Here is a 22,908-nt window from a genome sequence, read left to right as displayed (position 1 = left end):
CCACAGGTCCTCGCCGGCGACCGTCCCAGGCCCACGCCGACGACCGCCACAGGCACCTCGTCGGCCGGCCCGGCGGACGGTGCCTGAGAACGGCGAACGGCCCCTGCCTCCTCGTACGGGAGGCAGGGGCCGTTCGGCTGAACCCCTCAGGACGAGCCGCTCAGGCGCAGGCCCGCCATCAGCGACGCCCCCCGTTCCCGTTTCCGTTGCCTCCGCCGTTGCTCTGCCCCTGGAACAGGTTGTCCGGGAACGTGATGCCGCCGTTGTTGCCGCCGTCCGACGTGCCGCCGTCGATCAGGCCGCCGATGAAGCCGTCGTCGCCGTTGTCACCGTCGTTGTTGCCATTTCCGTTGCCGTTGCCGTCGTTCCCGCCGCTGCCCTTCTCGGGAGGCTGCGGGATGTTGACGAGGTTGAAGGGCGGGGCCTCCTTGCCGTCGAGGGCGCCGGTCATGGCGTCGCGCCAGATGGGGCCGGGCGTGTCACCGCCGTAGACCTGGGAGTGGTAGACGCCGCCGATGGTGATGTCGGTCATCTTGACCTTCTGGGTGGCGCTGCCGACCCAGACGGCCCCCGAGAGGTTCGGGGTGTAGCCGACGAACCAGGCGTTCTTGCGCTCGTCCGTCGTACCCGTCTTGCCGGCGTTGTCGCGGCCGGACAGACCGGCCTGCTTGCCCGTACCGGAGTCGGTCACACCGCTGAGCAGCGTGTTGATGCTGTCGGCGGTCTTCTCGCTCATCGCGCGCGAGCAGGTCGACTTCGGGACCTCCAGCGACTTCTTCTGACCGTTCACGGTCTGGATGATCGACTCGATGGCGATCGGCGTGCAGTACATACCGCGGCTGGCGAAGGCGGCGTACGCGCTCGCCATCGTCAGCGGCGAAAGACCGGTCGAGCCGAGCGTCATCGAGGACGGCACCTCGGGGACCTTGGTGCCGTTGCCCTGGACCACGCCGAGAGCGTCGGTCATCTTCACCACCGGGCACATGCCGATGTCGGCGAGCATCTGCACGAAGTAGGTGTTGACCGACAGCTCCATGGCCTTCTTGAGCTCGTACGGCCCCTTCTCGGACTCGCTCTCGTTCTCCAGCCTGTACTTCGGCCTGCCGTCGTTGACCCACGGCTTGCCGCTGCACGTCTGGACCGTGTCCGGGTACTGCATCTCGTACGGCGCGGGGTAGGCCTGGTTTATGGGCCGGCCCTGCTCCAGCGCGGCCGCCGCCACGAACGGCTTGAACGTCGAACCGGTCGGGAAGCCGAAGTTCGAGCCGCCCATCGCCGCGTTGACCGAGTAGTTGTACTCGGTCTCGTTCTTGCCGTAGCCGTACGGCTTCGACTGGCCCATCGCGAGGATCTTGCCGGTGCCGGGCTCGACGAGCGTGGCGGCCGCGGCGACCTTGTCCGACTTGTAGACGTGCTCCTTGAGCGAGGCCTGGACGGACTTCTGGGACTGCGGGTCGAGCGTCGTCTGGATGGTGAGGCCGCCCTGGTTCCAGAGCTTGGCGCGCTCCTCCTTCGTCTTGCCGAAGACCGGGTCGCTCTTGAAGACCCGCTCGACGTACTTGCAGAAGAAGCTGGCGCCCTGCACGGCGGTGATGCAGCCGTTCTTCGGCTGGGTGACCTTCAGGCCCAGCGGGGCCTTCTTCGCCTTGTCGGCCTCGGCCTGCGAGATGTCGCCGACCTCCGCCATGCGCTCCAGCACGACGTTGCGGCGCTTGGTGGCCTCGGCGTCGTCGTTGAGCGGGTTGTACTTGCTGGGCGACTGGACGAGGCCGGCCAGCAGGGCCGCCTCGGGCAGGGTCAGGTCCTTGGCGTGCTTGGAGAAGTACCGCTGGGAGGCGGCCTCGACGCCGTAGGCCTGCTGGCCGAAGAACGTGATGTTCAGGTAGTTCTCGAGGATCTTCTTCTTGCCGAGTTCCTCCTCGACCTGGATCGCGTACTTCAGTTCGCGGATCTTGCGGCCGATGGTCTGCTGGGTGGCCTGCGCGACCTTCGTCGGGTCGTCGCCGGCCTCCTCGACGAAGACGTTCTTCACGTACTGCTGGGTGAGCGTGGACGCGCCCTGGGAGACACCGCCGCTCTGCGCGTTCCTGTTGAGCGCGCGCAGGACGCCCTTCAGGTCCACCGCGCCGTGCTGGTAGAAGCGCGAGTCCTCGATCGCGACGATCGCCTTCTGCAGGTACGGCGAGATGTCCTTGAGGGCGACGACCGTGCGGTCACGGGAGTAGACCGTGGCGATCTGCTTGCCCTTGGCGTCGAGGATCGTGGTGCGCTGGCTCAGCGGCGGCGTCTTGAGGTTGGCCGGGAGCTCGTCGAAGCTCTCGACCGAGCCCTTGGCCGCCAGGCCCAGCGCGCCGACGGCGGGCAACGCGATGCCCGCCAGCACGGCTCCCGCGAGCACACTGACACCGAGGAACTTGGCGGCCTGCTGCGTCGCCGTCAGACCGCCGCCCGAGCGCTTGTTTGGCATGAGGGCAGCCTACGTTCTCATTCGCCGGACACGCGTATATGCCTTGGCCTAAGCTGCTCCCAACTGTCACAGCAGCAGGGCTACGTATCAATACGTCCGGCGACCCCGAATCGTTCCGGAAGTTCTCCACTTTTTTGGTGGGGGCGTGCCCGAATTCGCCTTGTGTGTCATCGGGCGTCCGTTGTGACCTAACAGAACTGTCCCGTTTTGTCGGGAAGGTTGTGTATGTCGCAGGCTCACTCCCCCGGGTGATCTGCCGCTTACCCATAGTCCGTTCGGGCCATTCAAGATTGGGCCCGAAGGGGGTGTTGCGCTGTGCCCGCCTTCCGTAACGTCCTCAACTGGCGGCGGTGAATATGCCGCTGCCGCCGTGGGGGAGCCTCGATTCGGGAGAGGACGGCGCCGGTATGGGCTGGGTAATCGACTGGAGTGCGCAGGCTGCCTGCCGCACTACCGATCCGGATGAACTGTTCGTTCAGGGAGCAGCGCAGAACAGGGCCAAGGCGGTGTGCACCGGATGCCCGGTACGCACCGAATGCCTGGCCGACGCGCTCGACAACCGCGTCGAGTTCGGCGTCTGGGGAGGCATGACGGAGCGCGAGCGACGCGCCCTGCTGCGCAGGCGGCCGACGGTGACGTCCTGGCGCCGACTCCTGGAGACGGCGCGCTCGGAGTACGAGCGCGGGACGGGCATCGTCCCGCTCGACGACGACCAGGTGTACGAGAACTACGCGGCGGTGAGCTGAGGGCACCCCTCGGCTCAGTCGGCGGGCAGCTCCGGCCGGTTGGCCGCGAGCCGGTTGCCGATGTCCCGCAGCCCCGCGAGGTCATGGACGTCACCGGGCAGCGCGGCCACTTCGGTCACCGCCACCTCGGGGTGGAGCGCCGTGAAGCGGTCACGCGTGCGCTGCTCGCGGGAGAGCAGGTGCATACGGTCGGCGTGCAGCCTCAGCAGGCCCGCGGTGAGCTGATCGGCGCTGTGATCCGCCTGATCCGTGTGGTGGTCAGTGCTGCGATCAGTGCTCCGGCCTGTGCTCTTGTCGCCCGCGTCCGTGGTTCCGTCGACGCCCGGGGGGTCGGGCTCGGAGCCGGGTGCGGGTGATGCTGCGGAAGATTCTGAACTGCCGTACGTGTCGGGAGAGTTACGAAGTCCAGCTTTCCCGCCGTCCTGATCCACAATGCGGGAATCTTCAAGATTTTCGGCCGCGGCGAACGCCCGCTCGGCGGACAGCTGGGCGGCGCCGCTGCCATGGACCCGGTTGAGCACCAGCCCCGCCAGCGGCATGTCCTCGGCGGCCAGCCGCTCCACGAAGTACGCGGCCTCCCGCAGCGCGTCCCGCTCGGGGGCCGCCACCACCAGGAACGCCGTACCGGGTGCCTGGAGCAGCTTGTACGTGGCGTCCGCGCGCGTACGGAAGCCGCCGAAGGTCGTGTCCATCGCGGCCACGAACGTCTGCACGTCCTTCAGCAGCTGACCCCCGAGCAGCTTGCCGAGGGTGCCGGTCATCATCGACATCCCGACGTTCAGGAACTTCATCCCCGCACGCCCGCCCAGCTTCGCCGGCGCCGTCAGCAGCCTGATCAGCCTGCCGTCCAGGAACGACCCGAGCCGCTTGGGCGCGTCCAGGAAGTCCAGGGCCGAGCGGGACGGTGGCGTGTCGACGACGATCAGGTCCCACTCGTCCCTCGCCCGCAGCTGCCCCAGCTTCTCCATCGCCATGTACTCCTGCGTGCCCGCGAAGCCCGCCGAGAGCGACTGGTAGAAGGGGTTGCCGAGGATCGTGGCCGCCCGCTCGGGGTCCGCGTGCGCCTCGACGATCTCGTCGAAGGTGCGCTTCATGTCGAGCATCATGGCGTGCAGTTCGCCGTCGCCCTCGATGCCCTTCACCCGGCGCGGGGTGTTGTCGAGCGAGTCGATGCCCATGGACTGCGCGAGCCGGCGCGCCGGGTCGATGGTGAGGACGACCACCTTGCGGCCCCGCTCGGCGGCCCTGAGGCCCAGCGCCGCCGCCGTCGTCGTCTTGCCGACCCCGCCCGAGCCGCAGCACACCACGATGCGGGTCCTGGGATCGTCGAGCAGCGGATCGACGTCCAGCACGCGCGCGGGGGAGAGGCCGTGACGGGCGCTCCCCTGGTCCTGAGTCTGGTCCGGACTCATGACATCCCCTGCTTCCGCAGCTCGGTGGCGAGTTCGTACAGGCCCGCGAGGTCCATGCCCTCGGCGAGCAGCGGCAGTTCGTGCAACGGCAGGCCCAGCTCGGCCAGGACGGACCGCTGCTCCTGCTCCAGCGCGTGCCGTTCGGCGTACTCCTCGGCCTGCTCCAGCAACGGGTCCACCAGCCGCTCCGCGTGCCCGCCGCGCCGCGCGCCGCCGAGCCCCGCGGCGGACAGCGACCGGGCGACAGAGGAACGCTCCACCGTGTGCAGAAGTTCCAGCGCGTGGGCGTCCAGCACCTGCGGGCGGACCATGTTGACGATGATCCGGCCCACCGGCAGCCTGGCCGCGCGCAGTTCGGCGATGCCGTCCACGGTCTCCTGGACGGGCATCTCCTCCAGCAGCGTCACCAGGTGCACGGCCGTCTCCGACGACTTCAGCACCCGCATCACGGCCTGCGCCTGATTGTGTATCGGGCCGATCTTGGCGAGCCCCGCGACCTCGTCGTTCACGTTCAGGAAGCGGGTGATGCGGCCGGTGGGCGGCGCGTCCATGACGACGTAGTCGTACACGAACCGGCCGTTCCTGTCCTTGCGTCGCACCGCCTCGCACGCCTTGCCCGTCAGGAGTACGTCCCTGAGGCCGGGCGCGATGGTGGTGGCGAAGTCGATGGCGCCGAGCTTCTTCAGGGCCCGGCCGGCGCCGCCCAGTTTGTAGAACATCTGGAGGTAGTCCAGAAGGGCCAGTTCGGGGTCGATGGCGAGGGCGTACACCTCCCCGCCCCCGGGAGCGACGGCGATCTTCCGCTCCTCATAAGGCAGCGCCTCCGTTTCGAAGAGCTGCGCGATGCCCTGCCTGCCCTCGACCTCGACGAGAAGCGTCCGCTTTCCCTCTGTCGCGAGGGCCAACGCGAGGGCGGCGGCGACCGTCGTCTTTCCGGTCCCGCCCTTACCGCTGACGACCTGGAGCCTGCTCACGTCTTCGAGCGTAACCAGTCGGCGCCCGAGCCAATCGGGAGGCTGTGGATAACCGGGCCGCAATCGGCCGCCCGGCCGGAGACGGGCGCCGCTGTCCACAGCGGATACAGTCGGCCCATGACCAAGTGGGAATACGCAACCGTGCCGCTGCTCGTCCACGCCACGAAGCAGATTCTGGACACCTGGGGCGAGGACGGCTGGGAGCTCGTCCAGGTCGTGCCCGGGCCGAACAACCCCGAGCAGCTCGTGGCCTACCTGAAGCGGGAGAAGGCGTGAGCGCGGTAGAGGCCAGGCTCGCCGAGCTGGGCCTGACCCTGCCGGCGGTCGTTCCGCCGCTGGCGGCGTACCAGCCCGCCGTGCAGTCCGGGCCGTACGTGTACACGGCCGGCCAGCTGCCCATGGTGGACGGCAAGCTGCCGGTCACCGGCAAGGTCGGCGCGGAGGTCACCGCCGAGGAGGCCAAGGACCTCGCCCGCACCTGCGCGCTGAACGCCCTGGCCGCCGTCAAGTCCGTCGCGGGCGACCTCGACCGCATCGCGCGCGTGGTGAAGGTCGTCGGTTTCGTGGCGTCCGCCGCGGACTTCACCGGTCAGCCCGCCGTCCTCAACGGCGCGAGCGAACTGCTCGGCGAGGTTCTCGGCGACAAGGGCGTGCACGCCCGCAGCGCGGTGGGCGTCGCCGTCCTGCCGCTGGACGCGCCGGTCGAGGTGGAGATCCAGGTCGAGCTGGCGTAGGGCGACCCCGGTTTCCGCGGCACCTGACTGGGGCCGCGCCGGGCTCGCGGCTCATCCCGTACGACGGGTGCACAGGGGCCGCCGGGCGTGTGCGAGCAGGTCGCCCGCGCGTCGCGCGGGTTGGTGGCGGGCCCGTCCGCCCGACGCGGCCGTATGGGCCGTCGGGCGGTCCGGCGTCGCATGGGCGGGGGCGCCCGCGCGGTGCCGGCGTCGGCTCGCCCGCACCGGCCGCCGCACCGCAGGCACCTCTCGAACATTCGCGCACCACGGGATAGCCTCCGGCCATGGCGAATGGGCAGTGGTTTCCAGCGGACTGGCCGGAACGGATCCGTGCGCTCGCGGACGGCACCCTCGAGCCGGTCGCGCCGAAGCGTGCGGCCACTGTCATGTTGCTGAAGGACACCGACGCAGGTCCCGTCGTCCACATGCTGCGCAGACGGGTCTCCATGGCCTTCGCCGGAGGCGCGTACGCCTATCCGGGAGGCGGCGTCGACCCGCGGGACGACGACCGGCATGTGCGCTGGGCGGGCCCCACGCGCGCGTGGTGGGCCGAGCGGCTCGGGGTGGACGAGACGGCGGCCCAGGCGATCGTCTGCGCGGCCGTACGGGAGACGTACGAGGAGGCGGGCGTCCTGCTCGCCGGGCCGACCGCCGATTCCGTCGTCGGGGACACCACCGGCGCCGACTGGGAGGCGGACCGGGCGGCCCTGGTCGGCCGTGAGACGTCGTTCGCGGAGTTCCTCGACCGCCGAGGTCTGGTGCTGCGCTCCGATCTGCTGGGCGCCTGGACGCGGTGGATCACCCCGGAGTTCGAGCCCCGCCGCTACGACACCTGGTTCTTCGTGGCGGCGCTCCCCGAGGGCCAGCGCACCCGCAACGCCTCCACGGAGGCCGACCGCACGGTGTGGATCCGCCCGGCGGACGCGGCGGCCTCGTACGACAAGGGCGAGCTGCTGATGATGCCGCCGACCATCGCGACCCTCCGCCAGCTGGCCCCCTGCGCCACGGCGGCCGACGCGCTGGCCGCCGCGCGTGGGCGCGACCTCACGCCCGTTCTGGCGCAGGCGCGCCTGGAGGACGGCCAGGTCGTGCTGTCCTGGCCGGGCCACGACGAGTTCACCAAGCACATCCCCACCGGTGGAGCCCCCGCATGACGGACGCAGCAGCCCTTCCCGGCCAGCCCCGCGGCGGGGCCCTCTCCGGTCCCGCCACCCCCCGGGCGGTCAACGTCCTCGCACCCAACGCCTCCGCGATGACCCTGGACGGCACCAACACCTGGATCGTCTCCGAGCCCGACTCCGAACTGGCCGTCGTCATCGACCCGGGCCCGCTGGACGACGCTCACCTGCGCACGGTCGTCGACACCGCCGAGAAGGCCGGCAAACGCGTCGCCCTGACCCTGCTCACCCACGGCCACCCCGACCACGCCGAGGGCGCCGTCCGCTTCGCCGGGCTGACCGGCACCAAGGTCCGCGCCCTGGACCCGGCGCTGCGGCTGGGCGACGAGGGCCTGGCCGCCGGGAACGTGATCACCGTCGGCGGCCTGGAGCTGCGCGTCGTCCCGACCCCCGGCCACACCGCCGACTCGCTCTGCTTCCACCTCCCGGCCGACCGCGCGGTCCTGACCGGCGACACGATCCTCGGCCGCGGTACGACGGTCGTGGCGCATCCCGACGGCCGCCTGGGCGACTATCTGGACTCGCTGCGGCGACTCAGGTCCCTCACGGTCGACGACGGCGTCCACACCGTCCTGCCGGGCCACGGCCCCGTCCTGGAGGACGCCCAGGGCGCCGTCGAGTTCTACCTCGCCCACCGCGCCCACCGCCTCGCCCAGGTCGAGACGGCCGTCGAGGACGGCTACCGCACCCCGGCGGAGGTCGTCGCCCACGTGTACGCCGACGTGGACCGCTCCCTGTGGCCGGCGGCGGAGCTGTCCGTACGGGCGCAGCTGGAGTACCTGCAGGAGCACGGGCTCATCTAGGCGCTCAGTCCGGTCGCGGCGCCTTCACGCCGTGCACGCGCGCGTACTCCTCCGCGAGCCAGGGCCCGAGGTCGTCGACGTACGAACGCAGGACGGCCGGGTCTCCCGTCGGCTCGTAGCCGCGTACGGCCGCCGCGCGCGCCTGCTCCGCGCGCGCCGGGTAGTACGCGGCGAACGCCTCGGCCATCTCGTGCAGGTCGCTGGTCCAGCCGTTCCAGCGGGGCATGACGAGGGTGAACGCGGTGCGTACGAGGTGCCGGGACATGAAGCGGACCAGGGGGCGCCGGGCCTCGTCGGTGTCGTCCGCCTCGGCGATGCGGGCGCGCCAGCGGGGGAGGAGCAGCGCGAGGTCGCCGTTGGTCTCCCGCGCGAGCAGGGAGTCGGGCCGGTAGCGGGGCAGGCACTCGGCGAGGTCGTCGCCGAGGAGGGGTGTGCACAGGCACGCCAGGAACCATCCCAGGTCGTACGTCTCCAGGTCGCTCAGCAGCCGTTGACGGCCGTGGAGCAGCGTGCCGACCCCGTCGATCTGCGGGAACCGTTGGTCGAGCGCCTCGCCCAGCGCACGGGCGTCGGCCCGGTCCGCGTCGGTCGGCTCAGCGCGCAGGGCGATCAGGAGGTCCAGGTCACTGCGCCCCACGCGCGCGGTGCCGCGCGGGATCGACCCGTAGAGGTACGCGCTGTGCAGCCGCGTCCCGAACACGTCGAGCACCCGGTCGCGGGCCGCGGCGACGACGGGACGGAAGGCGTGCGGCACGCGCGCGAGGGAGCCTTCGCGCGCGATGTACCCCTGGGCGTCCAGACCCCGGTGGTGAGCCGTTTCGGTCATGGGGCCACTGTGCACCGGAGGTGGCGGTGGCGGCCGCGAATTTCGGCGCCGGGCAGGTGTCTCAGCCTGTCCGGCGCGAGACGACGGGCCGTTCAGGCCCCGGCGGGGATCCGGGGACGACTGCCCCCGGATCCGGTCACCGCGAGCGCTTCGCCAGCCGCTCCACGTCCAGCAGGATGACCGCCCGTGCCTCCAGGCGGAGCCAGCCCCGCTGCGCGAAGTCCGCCAGCGCCTTGTTCACGGTCTCGCGGGACGCGCCGACCAGCTGGGCCAGCTCCTCCTGCGTGAGGTCGTGGACGACGTGGATGCCCTCCTCGGACTGCACGCCGAAACGGCGGGAGAGGTCCAGCAGGGCGCGGGCCACACGCCCGGGGACGTCCGAGAAGACCAGGTCGGACATGGCGTCGTTGGTCTTGCGCAGGCGCCGGGCGACGGCGCGCAGGAGCGCGGCGGCCACTTCGGGGCGGGCGTTCAGCCAGGGCTGGAGGTCGCCGTGGCCGAGACCCAGCAGCTTGACCTCGGTGAGCGCGGTCGCCGTGGCCGTACGCGGGCCCGGGTCGAACAGCGACAGCTCGCCGATGAGCTCACCGGGGCCGACGACGGCCAGCATGTTCTCGCGGCCGTCGGGGGACGTGCGGTGGAGCTTGACCTTGCCCTCGGTGACCACGTAGAGCCGGTCGCCCGGGTCGCCCTCGTGGAACAGGGAGTCGCCACGCGCGAGCGTCACCTCACTCATGGAGGCGCGGAGCTCCGCGGCCTGCTCGTCGTCGAGAGCCGCGAAGAGCGGGTTGCGCCGCAGAACGTCGTCCACGAGTTCTCTCCTTGTCGACCTGCTCAGGGGATCTTGCTCCCCCGTGTGCCAGGGGACCGTGTTCCCCATTTTGCCGGACGGTCCAAACAGTGTGATCTGTCACAAGGATGCCGCACAGGTGTCCTGAGGTAAGCGGCAGGGGTCCAATTGGGGGCTGATCTTTGGGGTCCGGGGCGGATGTCGGTGGTGGGCTTTAGGCTGGCCGGGTGTCCAAATCGCCGGTAGAGCACAGGCCAAGGGGGCTGGGCGGGTGGTTGTACGTCGCGATTCCGCTGTGGGCGAACAAGGTTCCGGCGAGGGTGAGAAGGCGGCGAAAGCCGTGAAGGGGACATCTGTGCGGAAAGCGACGACTTCTACCAGTAAATCCAAGGAAGCTGCTCCTGAGAAGCCTGTGCGGTCGGCGAAGCCTGCGACGCCCCCGAAGTCCCAGAGTTCCCCCACGCCCCAGAAGTCGCCGAAGCCTCCCAGGCCCTCGAAGCCCCCGAAGAACGAGTCCCGTACTGCTCTCGTCCGACGTGCCCGCCGGATCAACCGCGAGCTCGCCGAGGTCTACCCCTACGCCCATCCCGAGCTGGACTTCGAGAACGCCTTCCAGCTGCTGGTCGCCACGGTCCTGTCCGCCCAGACCACCGACCTCAGGGTGAACCAGACGACTCCCGCCCTCTTCGCGAAGTACCCCACCCCCGAGGACCTGGCCGTCGCCAACCCGGAGGAGGTCGAGGAGATCCTCCGGACCTGCGGCTTCTTCCGGGCCAAGACGAAGTCGGTCATAGGGCTGTCGAAGGCCCTGGTGGAGGAGTTCGACGGCGAGGTCCCCGGCCGCCTGGAGGACCTCGTGAAGCTGCCCGGCGTCGGCCGCAAGACGGCCTTCGTGGTGCTGGGCAACGCGTTCGGCCGGCCCGGGATCACCGTGGACACGCACTTCCAGCGGCTGGTGCGGCGCTGGCAGTGGACCGAGGAGACCGAGCCCGACAAGATCGAGGCCGCGGTCGGCTCGCTGTTCCCCAAGAGCGAGTGGACGATGCTCTCGCATCACGTGATCTTCCACGGCCGCCGCATCTGCCACGCCCGCAAGCCCGCCTGCGGCGCCTGCCCCATCGCCCCGCTCTGCCCCGCGTACGGCGAGGGCGAGACGGACCCCGAGAAGGCGAAGAAACTCCTGAAGTACGAGAAGGGCGGCTTCCCCGGCCAACGTCTGAACCCTCCGCAGGCCTACCTGGACGCCGGCGGCCGCCCGGCTCCGCCGCTGGGGGCCACCGGGTGACGCAAGCGCGGAACACGGGGCTGATGAGCTGCCGGACAGCGGTGATGCCCGGGCCGACCGCCGGGCGGAACACGGGCGGGGCGGCAGACCCGAGCCCAGCGGAGGCACCGGGGCCGGCGGCTGGTCGGAGCGCGGGCCGGACGCCTCGGCCGACGGTGGATCCGCGGGGGCGGCCGGTGCCGCGGACGGTCATGGGCCCGGCGCCGGATCCCCTGGCCGGCTCGACCACGGGCCCGGCTCCGAAGCAGGCGGTGGGTGTGAGCACGGGCCTCCCGTCAGGGGTGACGGCAGGCTCGATCGCAGGCGGCGCGCCCGGGCGGGTGCCGCACGTCGGGGCCCAAGGCACGGCGGCGCGTGTCCTGGAACGATCTACGAAGCCTCGGGCGTTGGACTGGGCAGGACGGGGGTGGTGGCGATGACACGCGCCAGTGACACACAGGGCGGGCCGGTGGTGCTCAGCAAGGACGGGCTGCCCGGCTGGCTGGATCCGGTCGTGCATGCCGTGGAGACGGTCGAGCCGGTCCAGCTGAGCCGCTTTCTGCCGCCGGCGGACGGAGCGGGGCGGCAGTCGGCCGTCCTCATCCTCTTCGGGGAGGGGGAGCGGGGCCCGGAGCTGCTGCTGATGGAGCGGGCCGGCTCGCTGCGCTCGCATGCCGGGCAGCCCTCCTTCCCGGGCGGCGCCCTCGACCCGGAGGACGGTGATCCGCACGGCGACGGGCCGCTCAGGGCGGCCCTGCGCGAGGCCGAGGAGGAGACCGGCCTCGACCCCACCGGCGTGCAGCTCTTCGGCGTGCTGCCCAAGCTGTACATCCCGGTCAGCGGCTTCGTCGTGACCCCCGTCCTGGGCTGGTGGCGCGAGCCCAGCCCGGTCGGTGTGGTCGACCCCAACGAGACCGCCCGCGTCTTCACGGTCCCCGTGGCGGATCTCACGGATCCCGAGAACCGCGCCACGGCCGTCCACCCCAGTGGTCACCGCGGTCCGGCATTCCTGGTCGAATCGGCCCTTGTGTGGGGCTTCACGGCAGGCCTCATCGACCGTCTGCTGCACTACGCGGGATGGGAGCGCTCCTGGGACCGGGACAAGCAGGTCCCGCTGGACTGGCGGTCATGACAGGGTGTCCCCCGTGCTGTGTCTGACCGGGGGACCACCCCCGGAGACCCCTGGCCGGCCTGCCCTGGCCGGGGAAGAAAGAGGCGAGGCCTGAAACGGTGAACGTGCTGGACATCCTGTTGCTGGTCGCGGCCGTCTGGTTCGCGGTGGTCGGCTACCGTCAGGGCTTCGTCGTCGGCATCCTGTCGGTGATCGGGTTCCTGGGCGGCGGCCTCGTCGCCGTCTACCTGCTGCCCGTGATCTGGGACGCGCTGACCGACAACTCCGAGGTGAGCACGACGGCCGCCGTCGTCGCGGTCGTCGTCGTGATCGTCTGCGCGTCCGTCGGCCAGGCTCTCACCACGCACCTGGGCAACAAGCTGCGCCGGTACATCACCTGGTCCCCGGCCCGCGCGCTGGACGCGACGGGCGGCGCCCTCGTCAACGTCGTCGCGATGCTGCTGGTCGCCTGGCTGATCGGCTCGGCCCTCGCCGGCACGACCTTGCCCACGCTGGGCAAGGAGGTCCGTAGCTCCAAGGTGCTGCACGGGGTGTCCCAGGCGCTGCCCGACCAGGCGGACACCTGGTTCGCCGACTTCTCCTCCGTCCTCGCGCAGAACGGCTTCCCGCAGGTCTTCAGCCCGTTCTCCAACGAGCCGATCACCGACGTCAAGCCGCCGGACCCGGCCCTCGCCCGCAGCGCGGTGGCGGTCCGCGCGCAGCGCTCCATCGTCAAGGTCATGGGCACCGCGGAGAGCTGCGGCAAGGTCCTGGAGGGCACCGGCTTCGTCTTCGGCGAGCGCCGTGTCATGACCAACGCGCACGTCGTGGGCGGCGTCGACGAGCCCACCGTCCAGATAGGCGGCGAGGGACGCAAGTACGACGCCACGGTCGTGCTGTACGACTGGAAGCGCGACATCGCCGTCCTCGACGTACCCGATCTCGACGCACCCGTGCTGCGGTTCACCAGCGAGGACGCGGCGAGCGGCGACAGCGCGATCGTGGCGGGCTTCCCGGAGAACGGGGCGTACGACGTGCGTGCCGCGCGCGTGCGCGGGCGCATCACGGCCAACGGCCCGGACATCTACCACCGAGGCACCGTCCGCCGTGACGTCTACTCGCTGTACGCGACCGTCCGCCAGGGCAACTCCGGCGGCCCGCTGCTCACTCCGGACGGCGAGGTGTACGGCGTGGTCTTCGCCAAGTCCCTCGACGACGCCGAGACCGGTTACGCGCTCACCGCGGACGAGATCCAGGAGGACATCGTCCGGGGGCGTTCCGCGAACCAGGAGGTGGACAGCGACAACTGCGCGCTGTAGAGCCGTAGAAGCGCTGTGGCGTCGTCGGAGGGTGTCAGCCGCGCGGGTGACGCAGGCGTACCGAGACCCAGCGGGCCCGGCGGCGCAGGATGCGCGGAATGCCCACCCGGAGATCGCTGCCCGGCTGCGGGTCGGCACCTCGTTGGTGGGAGCTCAGCCCAGCGGCCGAGCGGCGGTTGCGTGCTGCGTCACTGTAGTCGTGCGTCCAGCCCATACCCCGACGTCTGCCCCTGCCCCAAGGTCGATAACCGCCTGGGGGCCCGCCAATTGGCCTATGCGCCGGGCAATTGGCTGTTCGTAGTGCAGGTGTTCAGGATCGGATACCGGGCGCGATGGCTCGGTCACCTGTCGGGTTCGGGATCCTTCAGCCAACTGACCAGTTCGGTCGAGAATGCGACCGGATCTTCCTCATGGGGGAAATGTCCGAGTCCGTCGAACAGGCGCCAGCGGTAGGGCGCTTCCACGTACTCGCCGGAGCCGGCCGCGCTGCGGGTGCGCGTCACCGGATCGAGCGACCCGTGCAGATGCAGCGTCGGGACGCGCACGGGCCGCTTCATGCGCCGGTAGAACTGGATGCCGTCCGGCCTGGCCATCGACCGCACCAGCCATCGGTACGGCTCCACCGAGCAGTGGGCGGTGGAGGGGATGCACATCGCGCGCTGATACGTATCGACCGCCTCGTCCTCCGGCTGCCGCGGCCCGGACCAGTCCCGGATCAGCCGGCCCACCAGCTCCCCGTCGTCGGCGGTCAGCCGGCGTTCCGGGATCCAGGGCCGCTGGAATCCCCAGATGTGGGAGCTCGCGGTGGTCTGCCGGACGTCGGCGAGCATGGCCGAGCGCCAGCGCCGGGGATGCGGCATCGAGGCGACCGCGAGCCGTCGTACGAGCTTGGGGCGCATGACGGCCGCCGTCCACGCCAGGTAGCCGCCCAGGTCGTGGCCGACCAGCGCGGCGTCCGGCTCACCGAGGGAGCGGATCACGCCGGTGATGTCGAGGGCGAGGTTGGCCGGGTCGTAGCCGCGGGGCGTGCGGTCGCTGCCGCCGACGCCCCGCAGATCCATGGCGACGGCCCGGAAGCCCGCGTCGGCCAGCGTGGTCAGCTGGTGCCGCCAGGCCCACCAGAACTGGGGGAAGCCGTGCACCAGCATCACCAGGGGGCCGTCGCCCAACTCGGCGATGTGGAAGCGCGCGCCGTTGGCCGCGACCTCGCGATGGGTCCAGGGGCCGTCCGGCCGTACGACCGAGGCAGGCTGCGCCGAAGCGCCGGCGGGGTCAGTCATGACGACGAGCGTGCCACAGCCTCGATGGCCTTCTGGCCCCGGTCCTGCGCGAGCTCGGGCCGCGGGTGCGGCCTGGCCTTCTGCAGGACGCCCGCCGACTCCTTCACCGAGGCGGCGACCTTCTGCGGCCCCTTGCTCTTCTTCGCCTTCTTCGCGAAGACCACGCCGATCAGCACGAGCAGGACGGCGACGAGGACGTTCGCCGCGAAGGACAGCAGGAAGCAGACCGCGAGGTTCCAGTCGCTCCAGGTGCGGATGCCGTAGGCGAGGGCGAAGTTCAGCATCGGCAGCGAGAAGAGCAGGACCGCGCCGGCCAGGGTGAACGCGCCGCCGCTCGTCGCGCCGCGCTTGACGTCCTGCTTGAGCTGCGCCTTGGCCAGCGCGATCTCGTCGTGCACCAGCGCCGACATCTCGGTCGTCGCGGAGGCGAACAGCTGGCCGATGCTGCGTTCGGCGCCGACCGGGCTGCCGTCGGGTGCGCTCATCGCGGTCTCCCTCGTCTTGTACGGTTCCGCCGTCTTCTGCCTGACTGCGTACGGTCCCGTCTTTTGTACCGTCCCGTCAGATCATGCCGGACGGTCGCCCTCCTCGCCCGCCCCGCCCGGCACTTCGGCAAGCCCGGGCCGCGCGGCGGCCTTCTCCGCGGCGATCCGGCGGTGCTCGGCGGCCTTGGCGTCGTGGATGGCGGCCATGCGCAGGTGGTACGCCGGGTCGTCCTGCTCGTAGACGTCCGGGATGCCGTCGCGGTCGTCGTCGCGCTCCTCGGCCTCCCACAGCCTGCGGTACTTGGCGTTGCGCACCTTCAGCAGGGCGGTCGCCAGGGTCGCCGCGATCAGCGAGCCCAGGAGGACAGCGGCCTTGACCTCGTCGGTGAGGGCCGCGTCGCCGTCGAAGGCCAGCTCTCCGATGAGCAGCGAGACGGTGAAGCCGATACCGGCCAGCGACGCGACGGCGAAGAGGTCCGCCCAGGCGAGGTCCTCGCTCAGCGAGGCCCGGGTGAAGCGGACGGTCAGCCAGGTCCCGCCGAAGATGCCGATCGTCTTGCCGACGACGAGACCGAGGACGACGCCGAGGGTCTCCGGCTGGGTGAACACGTCCCCGAGCGCCCTGCCCGAAACCCCCACACCGGCGCTGAACAGGGCGAACAACGGAACCGCCAGGCCGGCGGACAGCGGGCGCACGAGATGCTCGATGCGCTCGCCGGGGGAGCGGTCCTCGTCCTCGCGCCGGGTGCAGCGCAGCATCAGGCCCATGGCGACGCCCGCGATGGTGGCGTGGACGCCGCTGTTGTACATCAGCGCCCAGATGACGACACCGAGCGGGACGTACACGTACCAGCCGCGGACCCCCGTGCGCAGCAGCAGCCAGAACACGGCGAGGCCGGCGACCGCGCCGCCGAGCGCGGCGAAGTCGAGGGTGTCGGTGAAGAAGACCGCGATGATCAGGATCGCGAACAGGTCGTCGACGACGGCGAGCGTGAGCAGGAAGGCGCGCAGGGCGCTCGGCAGGGACGTGCCGATGACGGCGAGCACGGCGAGCGCGAAGGCGATGTCGGTGGCGGTCGGGACCGCCCAGCCGTTGAGCGATCCACCGCCGGTGAGGTTGGTGAGGGCGTAGACGAGCGCCGGTGCTGCCATGCCGCACAGGGCGGCGACCACGGGCAGCGCGGCGGCCCTGGGGTCCCTGAGATCACCGGCGACCAGCTCGCGCTTGAGTTCGATGCCCGCGACGAAGAAGAAGACGGCGAGGAGGCCGTCGGCGGCCCAGTGCGCGATCGACAGGTTCAGTCCGAGGGCCGCGGGGCCGAGGTGGTGGTGGCTGACGGTCTCGTAGCTGTCGTGCAGCGCGGGTATGTTCGCCCAGACCAGCGCGGCGACCGCGGCGAGGAGCAGCAGGACACCGCCGACGGTCTCGGTGCGCAGCGCGTCCGCGACGAAGGTCCGCTCGGGCAGGGACAGACGTCCGAGGACCTTGCGAGGAGCGGGGGTGCGGGGCGCGGGCACGGGGACCTCCGGGTCGGTGGGCAGGGCGGAACTCATGCCGACCAGACTTCCCGGCGCCCCTCTTTTTGCTTAGGTTACCTAAGGTGCGCGGGGAGGAATCCGGCGATCCCTACGTTAGGTGCGAAAAGGGCACCCGGCGCGCTTGTCGCCGGGTGCCCTTCACAGCCGTACTCAGTCCTCTCGGGCAGTCCCCGTCTTCCGGGACCGGTCCTCGGTCGAGTCCTCTGGAGTGGGTGCTCAGTCCTCGCTCGGCGCCGCCGGCAGCTTCGCCTGGATGAGGTCCATGACGGTCGAGTCGGTCAGGGTGGTCACGTCACCGAGCTGGCGGTTCTCGGCGACGTCACGCAGCAGACGGCGCATGATCTTGCCGGAGCGGGTCTTCGGCAGCTCGGCCACCGGCAGGATCCGCTTGGGCTTGGCGATCGGGCCGAGGGTGGCGCCGACGTGGTTGCGCAACTCGTTGACGAGGCTCTCGTCCTCCGACGCCGTACCGCGCAGGATGACGAAGGCGACGATCGCCTGGCCCGTCGTCTCGTCGGCCGCGCCGACGACGGCCGCCTCGGCGACCGACGGGTGCGAGACGAGCGCGGACTCCACCTCGGTGGTGGAGATGTTGTGGCCGGAGACGAGCATCACGTCGTCGACGCGCCCGAGGAGCCAGATGTCGCCGTCGTCGTCCTTCTTGGCGCCGTCACCGGCGAAGTACTTGCCTTCGAAGCGCGACCAGTAGGTGTCGATGAACCGCTGGTCGTCGCCCCAGATGGTGCGCAGCATCGACGGCCACGGCTCGGTGAGGACCAGGTAGCCACCACCGCCGTTGGGCACCTCGTGCGCCTCGTCGTCGACGACGGTCGCGGAGATACCGGGCAGCGGGGTCTGCGCGGAGCCGGGCTTGGTCGCCGTCACGCCCGGCAGCGGCGAGATCATCATCGCGCCGGTCTCGGTCTGCCACCAGGTGTCGACGATCGGGGTGCGGTCCGCGCCGATGTGCTTGCGGTACCAGATCCAGGCCTCGGGGTTGATCGGCTCACCGACCGAGCCCAGCACGCGCAGGCTGCTGAGGTCGAACTTGGCGGGGATGTCGTCGCCCCACTTCATGAACGTACGGATCGCGGTCGGCGCCGTGTACAGGATGGTGACGCCGTACTTCTGCACGATCTCCCAGAAGCGGCCCTGGTGCGGGGTGTCGGGCGTGCCCTCGTACATGACCTGCGTCGCGCCGTTGGCCAGCGGCCCGTACACGATGTAGGAGTGCCCGGTGACCCAGCCGACGTCGGCGGTGCACCAGTACACGTCCGTCTCCGGCTTGAGGTCGAAGACGGCGTGGTGGGTGTAGGCGGTCTGCGTGAGGTAGCCGCCGGAGGTGTGCAGGATGCCCTTCGGCTTCCCCGTCGTCCCGGAGGTGTAGAGAATGAACAGCGGGTGCTCGGCCTCGAACGCCTCGGGCGTGTGCTCGGCGGACTGGCGGTCGACGATCTCGTGCCACCACACGTCGCGGCCCTCGGTGAAGGCGACGTCCTGGCCGGTACGGCGGACCACGAGCACGTGCTCCACGTTGTCGACCTTGGAGATCGCCTCGTCGACGGCCGGCTTGAGCGCGGACGGCTTGCCGCGCCGGTAGCCGCCGTCGGAGGTGATGACGACCTTGGCGTCCGCGTCCTGGATACGGGTCGCCAGCGCGTCCGCCGAGAAGCCGCCGAAGACCACGGAGTGCGCGGCGCCGATCCGGGCGCACGCCAGCATCGCGACCGCCGTCTCGGGGATCATCGGCATGTAGACGGCGACCCGGTCGCCCTTGCGGACTCCCAGCTCCAGCAGGGCATTGGCGGCCTTGGAGACCTCGTCCTTCAACTGGGCGTAGGTGATGGCGCGGCTGTCGCCGGGCTCGCCCTCGAAGTGGATCGCGACCCGGTCGCCGTGCCCGGTCTCCACATGCCGGTCCACGCAGTTGTACGCGACGTTGAGCTCGCCGTCCTCGAACCACTTGGCGAACGGCGGGTTCGACCAGTCCAGCGTCTCCGTCGGCTCCTTGGCCCAGGTCAGCCGACGGGCCTGCTCGGCCCAGAAGCCGAGCCTGTCAGCCTTGGCCTGTTCATACGCCTCCGCCGTGACGTTGGCGTGGGCGGCCAGGTCGGCGGGGGGTGCGAACCTGCGCTCTTCCTTGAGCAGGTTGGCCAGGCTCTCGTTGCTCACGACATCTCCCTCTCGAAGGGTGTCCGTTGTGTCCCAGACCACACCTCATCAGACCCAGGGGCCTGGTGACAAGGGTCGTCGGAAGATTGGTTTAGACCTATCGGGGTCGGTTGTGGGGTCGTCCTCGGGGGTCGCTTCGGCCGGCGTCCGTCTGCCGGGGGTCATCCGTACCCACGGACGCCGACCGGGCGGGGTTCACCAGGTGTAACCCCTTTCACTATCCCGCCCAAGCACAGGTGACGTGCCACCCAGGAGGGGGGAGTCCACCCAGGAGAGGGGAGCCAGCATGGACCGGGTGGAAGCGATACGGAGGGCCGGTTGTCGCGGCTCGGGACCCACAGCTCTTCGAGGAGTTCCACCGACGGCACGTGGACGCGGTGACGTCCTTCGTGGTCCGGCGCGTCACCGACCCCTACACGGTGCCTTCCTCGCGGTCCTGGACTCCGCCCACCCCTACCAGCCGGGGCTGGGCAGCGAGCGGGCCTTCCTCTACGGCATCGCCCTCCCCCAACTCTCGACTTCGCCCGAGAACTCTCTGCTTCGCCCGAGCCCGGAGGCACCCCCGTCGTCGTCTCCTCGCAGCGCCGGCGGGCCGCCCGTGAGACCCGGCGCGACCTGCGCATCTCGGGTCCGCGGCTGCTGGAGCCGGACGACATCGCCCGCCTCCAGGGCAAGCTCGACGCCGAGAGCCCCGGCCGCCGTGCCCTCGCCGCCCTCGGACGGCTCCGGAGAGCGAACGGGCCGTCCTGGGACTCATCGTGATCGACCAGCTCACCGTCACCGAGGTCGCCGCGGCGCTCGGCATCCGCCAGGTCACGGCGCGGGTGCGGCTGCACCGCGCCCGCAAGGCGCTGCGGGCCCACGCGGACCCGGGGGACGCGGCGGACGCGGACTCACGCGGCCCCGCGCACTGTCAGGGCAAGGAGGCTCCGTGCGTCCCGGTGAGCGGGTGGCCGCAGCTCAGGAGCAGTGACGGCGCCGGTGCGCGCCCCCGCCCCGACGGGAACCGCACACCGGCACCGGGTTCATGCCGACACGTCCACCACCCCCACGTGGTCGAACAACTCTGTGTCGCCCCCGCCCGTGTCGGCGAGCAGGTACGCCTGTGCCTCGCCCACGTGGAAGTACATCCCGTGCAGCTCCAGCACCCCGGCCCGCAGTGCCCGGGCCACCGACTCGTGGGCGCGCAGGTGGTCCAACTGCTGGACCACGTTGGTCAGGCAGAGCTGCTCGACCGCGTCGGCGGGCGCCCGCCGGGCCAGCCGGACCCAGGGACGGGTGCCGTCTGCCATCCGCTCCAGGCTGGGCAGCCCGTGCCGCAGCCACCGCTTCAACGGGGTCTGCGCGCCACCGGGTTCGGTGCTGAGCAGCGCCTGCATGGCCCCGCACCCGGAGTGTCCGCACACCGTGATGGACCGCACCTTCAGCACGTCCACCGCGTACTCGATCGCGGCCGCCACCGAGTCGTCCCCGCTCTCCTCACCGGGCAGGGGCACGAGGTTGCCCACGTTGCGCACCACGAACAGGTCGCCCGGACCACTGGAGGTGATCATCGACGTGACCAGCCGTGAGTCGGCGCAGGTGAGGAAGAGCTGGCACGGCCGCTGCCCCTCCCGGGCCAGCCGCGCCAGCTCGCCCCGCACCAGCGGCGCGGTGTTGCGCTGGAACGCGCTGATGCCACGGACGAGTTGGTGCGCGCTCGGCTCGGACTCGGCGGACCTTCCCGAGTCGGCCGGCCCGTCGGGCTCAGCGGACCCGTCGGACTCAGCGGACCCGTCGGACTCATCGGGCCGTGAGGATCCGTTGGATCTCGCGGGCCCGGCGGGAGGCTCGCCGGACTGCCCGGCCGGTTCCCCGGACGACCGGCCTTCCGCCGGGTGCCCGTCGTCGCCGTGGCCGGGTGCGGTGGCGGACCGGGGGTCCTCGCACTGGTGGTTGCGCCAGGGCGTCCAGGGGCCGCAGCGGCAGTCTGCGAGGGGGACGCCCGCCGCCGGGGTGGGGTCGGGAGCCTCGGTGGCGGTGGGCTCGGCGGCCTGGCCCCCGGTGCCGGAGCGACGGCCGGTCAGCTCGACGGAGCCGCCCTGCGCGGTGTGCGTCTTCTGCCAGTCCTGCAGGGTCTCGTACGCCGCGTGGTCCATGAAGGAGCCGTCCAACTCGACCACGACCTGCGTTCCCTGGGGCACGAGGTGCAGGGCGCGGCTGAGCCGCGGCACCGCGAGGAACGTCAACTGTCCTCGTACGTGCACGTGATGGACTCCCTCCTTCTCGTCGTGGGTGATACGGGTGCGGGTGAGGCGGTGCAGGGAGACGGCGACGGCCACGGCGATTCCGAGCGCCACGCCCTCCAGGACGCCGAGGAACACCACGCCGAGGGTGGTGACGGCGTACACCAGCACCTCTCGGTGGCGGGTCACCGTGCGAATGTGGTGCAGGGACACCATCTGGATGCCGACGGCCATCACCAGAGCGGCGAGCGAGGCGAGCGGGATGAGCTCCAGGACCGGGACCATCAGCAGCGCGGCGACTACTACGAGAACGCCGTGCAGCATCGTGGAGTTCCGGCTGACGGCCCCGGCTTGCACATTCGCCGAACTGCGCACGGCCACGCCCGCGACGGGCAGTCCGCCGAGCGCGCCGGAGACGACGTTGGCGGCGCCCTGACCGAGCAACTCGCGGTCGAGGTCGGAGCGGGCGATGTGCGGGCCGGGGCGGGAGGCGATCAGCTTGTCCACGGCGACCGCGCCGAGCAGCGACTGCACGCTGCACACCAGCGTGATGGTGAGCACGGCGGCGACGAGGCCGAGCACCGGCCCCTCGGGCAGCCCGGCCAGGGCATGACTGCTCCAGGACGGCAGCTCGACTCTGGGCTGGGTCAGTCCGGCGAGCGCGGCGATCGCGGTGGCCCCGGCGACGGCGACGAGCGCCGCGGGCACCTTGCGCAGCAGCCGGCCCACGCGGCCGGGCAGGCGCGGCCAGAGCAGCAGAAGAGCGAGTGTCAGCGCGCTCACGGCCACGGCGGCGGGCTGCAGGTCCGCCAACTGGGCGGGCAGCGCTCGGAGGTTGTCGAGGACGGAGCTCTGTGGGCTGCCGCCGAGAACGATGTGCAGCTGGGCGACGGCGATGGTGACGCCGATGCCGGCGAGCATGCCGTGCACGATGGCGGGGCTGACGGCGAGCGCGCTGCGTGCCACGCGCAGGCAGCCGAGGCCGAGTTGGGCGAGCCCGGCGAGGACGGTGATGGCGCACGTCGTCCGCCAGCCGTAGCGGTGGATGAGGTCGGCGGTGACGACGGTCAGTCCCGCGGCGGGCCCGGTGACCTGGAGCGGAGCACCGCCGAGCCATCCGGCGACGAGCCCGCCGACGGCGGCGGCGACGAGGCCGGCCTGCAGGGGCGCGCCGGTGGCGAGGGCGATGCCGAGGGACAGCGGCAGAGCGATCAGAAAGACCGCGATCGAGGCGGAGGCGTCGGCGCCGGCGATACGGAAGCGGCGGGGTGGGTGCGGTGGGGGACTGTGGGGCGGGCGGATGCGCTGGGTGTGCGTCGGGTCTGAGGTGCGAGTGGGGACGCAAGCTGACATGGTTCCCGTCTCCTCCGGGGCAGCGCGGTCGCGGAACAAGTGGTCCCCCGTCGACGCGGGGGCGGTCGCGGCCGTGGGTCACGGCGTGCAGCGGCGGGATGAATCAACGCTCGGTAAATGAATCGTAATGCAGAGTAAAGGCCAAGCATGGATTTTCCTGGCAAATAGGTCAATTAATCACCCGCAGGAGTGAAGCAGGCATTTGATCGGCTTGTCGTACTAATTCCTTC

The 22,908-nt window shown here is 71.0% G+C and carries 19 protein-coding genes and 1 pseudogene; 9 read left to right on the top strand and 11 right to left on the bottom strand.

Annotated features, from left to right (window positions below):
- Nucleotides 1-178: 178 nt before the first annotated feature.
- Nucleotides 179-2,467, bottom strand: coding sequence for a transglycosylase domain-containing protein (locus tag ACPT94_RS15140; RefSeq protein ID WP_360332465.1), 2,289 nt, complete (start codon nucleotides 2,465-2,467; stop codon nucleotides 179-181).
- 407 nt (nucleotides 2,468-2,874) lie between these two features.
- On the opposite strand from ACPT94_RS15140, the gene wblA reads away from it, so the two are divergent.
- Nucleotides 2,875-3,213, top strand: coding sequence for a transcriptional regulator WblA (gene wblA / locus ACPT94_RS15135; RefSeq protein ID WP_360332462.1), 339 nt, complete (start codon nucleotides 2,875-2,877; stop codon nucleotides 3,211-3,213).
- Nucleotides 3,214-3,227: 14 nt separating this feature from the next.
- On the opposite strand, the gene bagB is transcribed toward wblA, so the two are convergent.
- Entirely contained in the window at nucleotides 3,228-4,625 is a 1,398-nt protein-coding gene (gene bagB, locus ACPT94_RS15130) for an ATPase BagB (RefSeq protein WP_425246035.1), read from the bottom strand.
- Nucleotides 4,622-5,599, bottom strand: a complete 978-nt coding sequence (gene bagA / locus ACPT94_RS15125; RefSeq protein ID WP_360332456.1) for an ATPase BagA — start codon at nucleotides 5,597-5,599, stop codon at nucleotides 4,622-4,624. Before bagA ends, bagB begins: the two co-directional genes overlap by 4 nt.
- 117 nt (nucleotides 5,600-5,716) lie before the next feature.
- Between bagA and sp36 the strand changes: the two genes are divergently transcribed.
- From sp36 to ACPT94_RS15105, 4 genes are all read left to right on the top strand, one after another.
- Nucleotides 5,717-5,875 carry a Sp36 family protein gene (sp36, locus tag ACPT94_RS15120; protein ID WP_003967454.1) on the top strand — a complete coding sequence of 53 codons (159 nt, stop codon included), beginning with the start codon at nucleotides 5,717-5,719 and terminating at the stop codon, nucleotides 5,873-5,875.
- Nucleotides 5,872-6,333, top strand: a complete 462-nt coding sequence (locus ACPT94_RS15115) for a RidA family protein (protein ID WP_360332453.1) — start codon at nucleotides 5,872-5,874, stop codon at nucleotides 6,331-6,333. The genes sp36 and ACPT94_RS15115 overlap by 4 nt, the downstream gene beginning before the upstream one ends.
- Nucleotides 6,334-6,617: 284 nt before the next feature.
- The gene (locus ACPT94_RS15110; RefSeq protein ID WP_360332450.1) at nucleotides 6,618-7,487 is read left to right on the top strand and encodes an NUDIX hydrolase; all 870 of its coding nucleotides are present in this window, start codon (nucleotides 6,618-6,620) and stop codon (nucleotides 7,485-7,487) included.
- Nucleotides 7,484-8,314, top strand: a complete 831-nt coding sequence (locus ACPT94_RS15105; RefSeq protein WP_425246034.1) for an MBL fold metallo-hydrolase — start codon at nucleotides 7,484-7,486, stop codon at nucleotides 8,312-8,314. The genes ACPT94_RS15110 and ACPT94_RS15105 overlap by 4 nt, the downstream gene beginning before the upstream one ends.
- Before the next feature lie 4 nt (nucleotides 8,315-8,318).
- On the opposite strand, the gene ACPT94_RS15100 is transcribed toward ACPT94_RS15105, so the two are convergent.
- Together ACPT94_RS15100 and ACPT94_RS15095 are read right to left on the bottom strand one after the other, a co-directional pair.
- The gene (locus ACPT94_RS15100; protein ID WP_425246033.1) at nucleotides 8,319-9,140 is read right to left on the bottom strand and encodes a nucleotidyltransferase domain-containing protein; all 822 of its coding nucleotides are present in this window, start codon (nucleotides 9,138-9,140) and stop codon (nucleotides 8,319-8,321) included.
- Nucleotides 9,141-9,276: 136 nt separating this feature from the next.
- Nucleotides 9,277-9,951, bottom strand: coding sequence for a Crp/Fnr family transcriptional regulator (locus tag ACPT94_RS15095; RefSeq protein ID WP_029382547.1), 675 nt, complete (start codon nucleotides 9,949-9,951; stop codon nucleotides 9,277-9,279).
- 391 nt (nucleotides 9,952-10,342) lie between these two features.
- On the opposite strand from ACPT94_RS15095, the gene nth reads away from it, so the two are divergent.
- The 3 genes from nth to ACPT94_RS15080 all read left to right on the top strand — a co-directional run bounded on the left by nth (nucleotide 10,343) and on the right by ACPT94_RS15080 (nucleotide 13,624).
- Nucleotides 10,343-11,215, top strand: a complete 873-nt coding sequence (nth, locus tag ACPT94_RS15090; protein ID WP_425246032.1) for an endonuclease III — start codon at nucleotides 10,343-10,345, stop codon at nucleotides 11,213-11,215.
- A gap of 415 nt (nucleotides 11,216-11,630) precedes the next feature.
- Nucleotides 11,631-12,326: an NUDIX hydrolase gene (locus ACPT94_RS15085; protein WP_360332440.1), complete on the top strand. Its 696-nt coding sequence runs from the start codon at nucleotides 11,631-11,633 to the stop codon at nucleotides 12,324-12,326.
- A gap of 98 nt (nucleotides 12,327-12,424) precedes the next feature.
- Nucleotides 12,425-13,624 carry a MarP family serine protease gene (locus tag ACPT94_RS15080; protein WP_360332437.1) on the top strand — a complete coding sequence of 400 codons (1,200 nt, stop codon included), beginning with the start codon at nucleotides 12,425-12,427 and terminating at the stop codon, nucleotides 13,622-13,624.
- Between the two features lie 34 nt (nucleotides 13,625-13,658).
- Here the strand turns inward: ACPT94_RS15080 and ACPT94_RS15075 are convergent, their stop codons facing one another.
- From ACPT94_RS15075 to acs, 5 genes are all read right to left on the bottom strand, one after another.
- The gene (locus tag ACPT94_RS15075) at nucleotides 13,659-13,838 is read right to left on the bottom strand and encodes a hypothetical protein (protein ID WP_360332434.1); all 180 of its coding nucleotides are present in this window, start codon (nucleotides 13,836-13,838) and stop codon (nucleotides 13,659-13,661) included.
- A gap of 127 nt (nucleotides 13,839-13,965) precedes the next feature.
- Nucleotides 13,966-14,904 carry an alpha/beta fold hydrolase gene (locus ACPT94_RS15070; RefSeq protein ID WP_360332431.1) on the bottom strand — a complete coding sequence of 313 codons (939 nt, stop codon included), beginning with the start codon at nucleotides 14,902-14,904 and terminating at the stop codon, nucleotides 13,966-13,968.
- A complete protein-coding gene (locus ACPT94_RS15065; protein WP_360332428.1) occupies nucleotides 14,901-15,389 on the bottom strand; it encodes a phage holin family protein in 489 nt (162 codons plus the stop codon). Before ACPT94_RS15065 ends, ACPT94_RS15070 begins: the two co-directional genes overlap by 4 nt.
- An 81-nt stretch (nucleotides 15,390-15,470) precedes the next feature.
- A complete protein-coding gene (gene nhaA / locus ACPT94_RS15060) occupies nucleotides 15,471-16,907 on the bottom strand; it encodes a Na+/H+ antiporter NhaA (protein ID WP_425246113.1) in 1,437 nt (478 codons plus the stop codon).
- Nucleotides 16,908-17,144: 237 nt separating this feature from the next.
- Nucleotides 17,145-19,100, bottom strand: coding sequence for an acetate--CoA ligase (gene acs, locus ACPT94_RS15055; RefSeq protein WP_425246031.1), 1,956 nt, complete (start codon nucleotides 19,098-19,100; stop codon nucleotides 17,145-17,147).
- Nucleotides 19,101-19,468: 368 nt separating this feature from the next.
- On the opposite strand from acs, the pseudogene ACPT94_RS15050 reads away from it, so the two are divergent.
- Nucleotides 19,469-19,978: pseudogene (locus tag ACPT94_RS15050) on the top strand (RNA polymerase sigma factor); the annotation flags it as partial.
- Nucleotides 19,979-20,125: 147 nt separating this feature from the next.
- On the opposite strand, the gene ACPT94_RS15045 reads toward ACPT94_RS15050, so the two are convergent.
- A complete protein-coding gene (locus tag ACPT94_RS15045; protein ID WP_425246030.1) occupies nucleotides 20,126-22,678 on the bottom strand; it encodes a bifunctional SulP family inorganic anion transporter/carbonic anhydrase in 2,553 nt (850 codons plus the stop codon).
- Nucleotides 22,679-22,908 lie beyond the last annotated feature (230 nt).

The organism is Streptomyces aurantiaciflavus, from assembly GCF_049808595.1.
Taxonomy (GTDB): Bacteria; Actinomycetota; Actinomycetes; order Streptomycetales; family Streptomycetaceae; genus Streptomyces.
The sequence above is the reverse complement of the archived record's forward strand: the minus strand, read 5'-3'. Positions and strand labels throughout refer to the sequence as shown.

Coding starts and splice junctions, on each gene's coding strand:
- wblA (WP_360332462.1), top strand. CDS start 2,875: ATGGGCTGGGTAATCGACTGGAGTGCGCAGGCTGCCTGCCGCACTACC.
- sp36 (WP_003967454.1), top strand. CDS start 5,717: ATGACCAAGTGGGAATACGCAACCGTGCCGCTGCTCGTCCACGCCACG.
- ACPT94_RS15075 (WP_360332434.1), bottom strand. CDS start 13,838: ATGGGCTGGACGCACGACTACAGTGACGCAGCACGCAACCGCCGCTCG.
- ACPT94_RS15105 (WP_425246034.1), top strand. CDS start 7,484: ATGACGGACGCAGCAGCCCTTCCCGGCCAGCCCCGCGGCGGGGCCCTC.
- ACPT94_RS15110 (WP_360332450.1), top strand. CDS start 6,618: ATGGCGAATGGGCAGTGGTTTCCAGCGGACTGGCCGGAACGGATCCGT.
- bagB (WP_425246035.1), bottom strand. CDS start 4,625: ATGAGTCCGGACCAGACTCAGGACCAGGGGAGCGCCCGTCACGGCCTC.
- ACPT94_RS15100 (WP_425246033.1), bottom strand. CDS start 9,140: ATGACCGAAACGGCTCACCACCGGGGTCTGGACGCCCAGGGGTACATC.
- ACPT94_RS15065 (WP_360332428.1), bottom strand. CDS start 15,389: ATGAGCGCACCCGACGGCAGCCCGGTCGGCGCCGAACGCAGCATCGGC.
- ACPT94_RS15140 (WP_360332465.1), bottom strand. CDS start 2,467: ATGCCAAACAAGCGCTCGGGCGGCGGTCTGACGGCGACGCAGCAGGCC.
- ACPT94_RS15045 (WP_425246030.1), bottom strand. CDS start 22,678: ATGTCAGCTTGCGTCCCCACTCGCACCTCAGACCCGACGCACACCCAG.
- ACPT94_RS15085 (WP_360332440.1), top strand. CDS start 11,631: ATGACACGCGCCAGTGACACACAGGGCGGGCCGGTGGTGCTCAGCAAG.
- ACPT94_RS15070 (WP_360332431.1), bottom strand. CDS start 14,904: ATGACTGACCCCGCCGGCGCTTCGGCGCAGCCTGCCTCGGTCGTACGG.